Source organism: Shinella sp. 838 (genome assembly GCF_029623935.1).
Taxonomy (GTDB): domain Bacteria; phylum Pseudomonadota; class Alphaproteobacteria; order Rhizobiales; family Rhizobiaceae; genus Shinella.
Genome location: NZ_JARSBQ010000044.1, coordinates 1 through 5,561 on the forward strand (window position 1 = coordinate 1; position 5,561 = coordinate 5,561).

Sequence of the window (5,561 nt, forward strand, 5' to 3'; positions counted from 1 at the left end):
CGATCGGTTCAAATTACTGCCGTCAATCTTGCAAGCCGGGGGCCGTCCACATATGCAAAATGAACAGCGTCGATCCGCTCGCCTGGCTCTGCCAAACCTTGACCCGCATCGCTCAGGGCTGGCCCGCGTCTGAAATCGAAGCCCTCATGCCCTGGAACTTCAGGTCCGACGCCATCGGCTGACCGCTTACAATAGGAGCCGCGGCTTCTGATGTTGACCGGGAACTATCCCAGGCAACGAGCCAAGGCTTACGACATCATCGAGACGATCGGGGGAAATTGAATGGCGAAGATCCCCGATCCGATCGACGTCGAAGTCGGCGGCAAGATCAAGGCGCAGCGCCGGCTGGCCGGTATGAGCCAGAATACCTTGGCCGACCGGCTCGGCGTCACCTTCCAGCAGATCCAGAAATATGAAAAGGGCACCAACCGGGTGAGTTCGAGTCGTCTCGCGATGATTGCGGAAACCTTCGGCGTGCCGCCCGCTTATTTCTTCCCGGGCTCGACGGTCGACCCTGGCCAAGCCGTGGCGGCCGCGGCGCCGGAACTGGTCAGCTTCATCGAGACCAACGAGGGCCGAGACCTCAACGTGGCGTTCGCACGGATCAGCTCGCACACCATCCGCAGGAAGGTGGTCGGCCTGGTGACGGCCTTGGCCGCTGCGCTTCCTTCCGTGCAGGGTGATGCCAGCGAATAGCGCTTGGAGCGCAAAATTTCGCACGGCGGCTTCTTGAAGAATGCTGCAATGCAGCATACATTCGGGTGGTCGGAGCTGCACTCCTCCTCCCAGCAGCTTCGGGCAACGACTGGCAACCCTCCTCCTCCCAAGTTGTCAGTCAGAATCGAAGCCCGGTGCATCTCCTCCCGCACCGGGCTTTTTCATGCGCCTTCGGCGCCACGCAGCAGCCGCTCCATGCACCCGCGGATAATGGCGCGGGCCAGTATTTTGTCGGTATCGCGGTACTTCAACTGCCGGAGCGCATAGCTGTATCCGACCGCCCATACCTCTTGCTCCGATCCCGCAACGCCCAACGCCCAGGCCCGGCAAGCCCTAATATAGGCCTCGTACGGTGAGCCGGCGCAAAAGAGATCAATCTCGGTCCAGCCTATTGCCTGGTTTTCTGTAGGCCATCCTGCGCGATCGGGTGCATCCGTATGAAAGATTGTGCTCAACTCAAGAGCAACAGGGTCGAGCGAGGCAAGCGAACGCCCAATTTCGGGATAGTCGATTACCATTGGCCGTGCGAAGTCATCGAAAAGAACATTCGCACAGTGCAAATCCCCATGCTGCATGCAGCGCGCCGCGTCCACCTCGATCGCTTCAACTGCGCCCAAGTCAAGTCCCGCAAGCTCCTCGCCGAGTCCTTGGAGGACAACATCACCGACGACGCTCCGCCGAATGGTTGAGACCCGCAACCGCTCAATCTGGCGTGCTCCATGCCAGATCGCGTGATCGGCACGAACCTGCGCCGGGACGGCCGCACCGGCGATCGGGTCATTGGTAAGGATATCGAAAAGGCTTCTCACCTCAGCCCCAACCACGCCGTAGAATATGCTTGCGAAACTGCCGGCGCCCAGTGCGATCTCGGCGGTCACTTGAGGAAAGGAGCCAGGTGCAAGCCTCACCACCTCTGAATGATACTTCGCTTTCTCGACCGCGATCTCGCTAAACACTCCAAGTCTTGCTACTGACGTAATTTGAGCGGCGCCCGCGGCGTTGAAAACCGTGACCCGTAACACCCTTGCACCCGAAAGCCCGCCAGCGAGCTGACGGACTTCGACTCGGCTGCCGCCGTGCGTTCGTCCAAAGAGCCTTAATAGGCGCATTTCCTCCCCGCGCAGGTTCACGGGGGCGTCCACGTATTCCAAGTGAATCTGGTCAGTTCTTTGAACCTCCGCGCGAAACGATCGCACGGCGGCGACGCAATCGTTCATTCGATTTTTCCAGAACACCTGGTGGATAGGATCCTCGCGGCCGCAACAATGTATATCGCCACGTCGACCATGGTCGCGGAGCATGTCGACGGGAAAGTCCGGATCCACAGTGCCGGTGAGAAACCATACAGACGTACCGGGAAGCTGCTCGGCAATCGCTTGGAACACAGCCCATCCATGGTCTTGATGATCATCAAGAAAGTCGTCTTCGGTCGGAATACGACGATCGAGGATTACCACATCGAAAAGCTCCTCCGCGATTGCGGTAAGCGCTCCCAATCTACTATGCCGCCAAGTCACCTCGCAGCCGTCGATGCCGCGAATTGCCTTTTCGATCGATGCGGCAAAATCGACGTTGTCCTCAACTAGCAAAATGCGCATCAACCCACCGCCTTCGGCCAACGCATCTCGAATCGGACTCCACGGTCGCCCGGGATGAGGCGGACACTGCCGTTCAGCGACGTCATCGCCTGCTGAGCGGTTGCGAGACCCATACCGAGATGTCCTGCCTTAGTGGTTGAACCGATCTCAAAGGCGCGAGCCACATTGCCCCGAAATCCGACGCCACTGTCGACGATCGCGATCCAGACGTCCTTGTCGGTAACTCCCCAATTCACTGCGATGTCTGGATACCGAGCGTCTTCAACTGCAAGCGCGAGCGTTGCGTCGATTGCGTTGCGCAGCCCATTGGTAAAGCCGAGACATATGAGGCCCTTGTCTGCTTCGACCGTGCATTCGTGTGGGCCTGCGCGTAAAATGCTGACAGGACCCGCCCCTGCTTCCTCCTCGATCCATTGATAAATGGTAACCCTCCGCCGAAGGCCGTCTGCCCAGATTTTCTGATTGGCTTTAAGTCCATGGCTTATGTCATGCGCTACAATCATTTCCCCCATTGAGGTCCTGTCCTCCGATGATCTTGGTCGCCGGCGGGATTGGTCGGACGAAGAGAAGGTTCGGATCGTCGAGGAGAGCCTGCAAGGCTTTCGGCAGGGGTCCGCGACGGCGCGGCGATATGGTTTGTCGCGGTCATTGTTGACCCGTTGGCGTCGGGAGTTCCGTAGTGGCCTTCTGAGCGGTTCGGCTTCAACGGGCTTCGTGCCACTTTCGATTTCGTCACCGGCGGCGGCATCTTGCGAGAAGGTCTCACCGCCCCGGCCGGACGATGACAAAAGGATCGAGATCGGCCTGCCGAACGGTCGACGGTTGATGATCCCGGCGTCGCTTGATCCGATCATTCTCGCCCGGCTGTTGCCGGTTCTGGATGCGTCATGATCGCCTTTCCGGCTGGTGTGAAGGTGTGGATTGCGGGGGGCGTGACGGACATGCGCTGCGGCATGAACAGCCTGGCGCTGAAGGTGCAACAGGGTCTTGGCCGCGATCCTCATGGCGGCGAAGTCTTCTGCTTCCGGGGTCGCAAGGGTGATCTGGTCAAGGTTCTGTGGCACGACGGGATCGGCATGTCGCTTTACCTGAAGCGGCTTGAAGCCGGAAAGTTCATCTGGCCGGTCAGTCAAAATGGCTCCGCCGTGCCAGTGTCGGCGGCGCAACTCGGCTATCTCCTGGAAGGGATCGACTGGCGCAATCCACGCTGGACGCAGCGGCCTTCCAAGGCAGGCTAATCGACTGCATTCCTCTGTTTTTGTTGGGCTTTCAGCATGGTGCATGGTAGCTTTCGGCCATGGATGATGCTGCTTCGGAGATATCCAGACTGCGTGCCGCGCTAGCGGCATCGGAAGCGCGTGCTGCCTCCGCCGAGGCCGATCTCGCGCAGGTGCGCGCCGTCGTGACGACGTCCGAGGCGATGATCCGACACCTCAAGCTCGAGATCGCCAAAATGCGCCGCGAGCAGTATGGCCAGAGCTCCGAACGCCGCGCCCGGCTGATCGACCAGATGGAATTGCAGCTCGAAGAACTTGAGGCCGACGCCACCGAGGACGAGATCGCGGCGGAACGCGTGGCAGCGAAGATCACGAATGTCTCCGCCTTCGAACGCCGCCGGCCGGCCCGCAAGCCGTTTCCCGCGCACCTACCGCGCGAGCGCTTGATCATCGAAGCTCCGTCGACCTGCACCTGCTGCGGCTCGGACCGGATCGTGAAGATGGGCGAAGACGTCACCGAGACGCTGGAGGCGATCCCGCGCCAGTGGAAGGTGATCCAGACGGTTCGCGAGAAGTTCACCTGCCGGGATTGCGAGAAGATCAGCCAGTCACCGGCACCCTTCCATGCCACGCCGCGCGGATGGGCGGGGCCGAACCTGCTGGCGACGATCCTGTTCGAGAAGTTCGGCCAACATCAGCCATTGAACCGCCAGGCCGAGCGCTACGCCAGGGAAGGCGTCGATCTCAGCCTCTCCACTTTGGCCGATCAGGTCGGGGCTTGCGCGACGGCGCTGCAGCCGATCCATGATCTGATCCGCGCCCATGTTCTGGCAGCCGTTCGCCTGCATGGCGACGATACCACCGTGCCGCTTCTGGCGCGGGGTGCAACGCGGCAGGCACGATTATGGACTTACGTCCGCGACGACCGCCCCTTCGCGGGCGGCGCGCCTCCCGCGGCACTCTTCCACTTCTCACCCGATCGCGAGAAGACCCATCCAAACAGGCATCTCGTGGGGTGGCATGGCACTCTCCAGGCCGATGCCTATGGTGGCTACAACGACCTCTACCGTGCGGACCGCGGCCCTGCGCCGGTCAAGAGCGCACTCTGCTGGAGCCATGCCAGGCGCAAGTTCTTCGAACTGGCCGACATCGCCGGCAACGTGCGCAAGGGCAAACCAGCCCACGAGATATCGCCCGTCGCACTTGAGGCCGTCGCCCGCATTGACGCGCTCTTCGAGATCGAGCGCGGCATAAACGGCATGTCCGTCGAAGAACGTCTCGCGGCGCGGCAGCAGCATGCTCGCCCGCTCGTCGAAGAACTGCACGATTGGCTCATGGCCCAGCGTTCCCAGATGTCGAAGCACAATCCCGTTGCCAAAGCGATCAACTACATGTTCGAGAAGGAAGGCCGCTGGGACGCCTTCACCCGTTTCCTCGACGACGGCAGGCTTTGCCTTTCGAACAATGCCGCCGAACGCGCCCTGCGTGGCATTGCTCTGGGAAGAAAGGCATGGCTATTCGCCGGTTCACAGCGCGGAGGCGAACGTGCTGCCTTCATGTATTCCCTGATCGTCTCGGCAAGGATGAACGATATCGATCCGCAGGCCTGGCTGGCGGACGTGCTCGCCCGCATGCCTAGCCTTCCAGTATCAAGGCTGCCGGAACTATTGCCGTGGAACTGGTCCGCCGGAAGCGCCCGGCAGGTGGCGGCCTGATGGCGCGCCCGACGCATGTCTACACGATCGAATATGTCGCCACGCTGATCGGTGAGAACCTCGAGTTGCTTGAAGAAATCGCCAGCAACTCCGACAACATCGACTACGGCGAGATGATCCATGTCTACGACGGCACCGACGAGGGCAGCACAACCTTTACCGACCGAGGCATCGAGAGCCTGCAGGAGTTCCTAGGGCGATGTCACGTTATCGAGCGGTGATTGCGCTCTGCCGACGGCTCTCGGAAATCAGGCAACCGCGCCCGTCACAGCTTTCCAATGCGCAATTGCGCGGATGCGATGGATGTGGGTGGC

8 protein-coding genes are annotated in these 5,561 nt (G+C 60.9%); 6 read left to right on the forward strand and 2 right to left on the reverse strand.

What is annotated here, in order from left to right; all coding sequences use genetic code 11:
* Positions 1–182 (forward strand): transposase domain-containing protein (locus P9A16_RS35240; protein WP_278026551.1); only part of this gene is annotated, 182 nt, incomplete at its 5' end.
* A gap of 100 nt (positions 183–282) precedes the next feature.
* Positions 283–696, forward strand: a complete 414-nt coding sequence (locus P9A16_RS35245) for a helix-turn-helix domain-containing protein (RefSeq protein WP_050747111.1) — start codon at positions 283–285, stop codon at positions 694–696.
* A 182-nt stretch (positions 697–878) separates the two neighbouring features.
* Here the strand turns inward: P9A16_RS35245 and P9A16_RS35250 are convergent, their stop codons facing one another.
* Complete coding sequence (locus P9A16_RS35250; protein ID WP_197284071.1) at positions 879–2,336, reverse strand: response regulator; 1,458 nt, start codon at positions 2,334–2,336, stop codon at positions 879–881.
* Positions 2,315–2,827 (reverse strand): ATP-binding protein, encoded by a 513-nt coding sequence (locus P9A16_RS35255; RefSeq protein WP_050747108.1) that lies wholly within the window; start codon positions 2,825–2,827, stop codon positions 2,315–2,317. The genes P9A16_RS35250 and P9A16_RS35255 overlap by 22 nt, the downstream gene beginning before the upstream one ends.
* On the opposite strand from P9A16_RS35255, the gene tnpA reads away from it, so the two are divergent.
* The 4 genes from tnpA to P9A16_RS35275 are packed head-to-tail and all read left to right on the forward strand — an operon-like array spanning position 2,799 to position 5,468.
* Positions 2,799–3,206 carry an IS66-like element accessory protein TnpA gene (tnpA, locus tag P9A16_RS35260; protein WP_082342987.1) on the forward strand — a complete coding sequence of 136 codons (408 nt, stop codon included), beginning with the start codon at positions 2,799–2,801 and terminating at the stop codon, positions 3,204–3,206. The two genes, P9A16_RS35255 and tnpA, sit on opposite strands and share 29 nt — an antisense overlap.
* Positions 3,203–3,553 carry an IS66 family insertion sequence element accessory protein TnpB gene (tnpB, locus tag P9A16_RS35265; protein WP_171520480.1) on the forward strand — a complete coding sequence of 117 codons (351 nt, stop codon included), beginning with the start codon at positions 3,203–3,205 and terminating at the stop codon, positions 3,551–3,553. The genes tnpA and tnpB overlap by 4 nt, the downstream gene beginning before the upstream one ends.
* A gap of 59 nt (positions 3,554–3,612) precedes the next feature.
* A complete protein-coding gene (gene tnpC / locus P9A16_RS35270) occupies positions 3,613–5,247 on the forward strand; it encodes an IS66 family transposase (protein WP_278026552.1) in 1,635 nt (544 codons plus the stop codon).
* Entirely contained in the window at positions 5,247–5,468 is a 222-nt protein-coding gene (locus P9A16_RS35275) for a hypothetical protein (RefSeq protein WP_278026553.1), read from the forward strand. Before tnpC ends, P9A16_RS35275 begins: the two co-directional genes overlap by 1 nt.
* Positions 5,469–5,561: the final 93 nt, after the last annotated feature.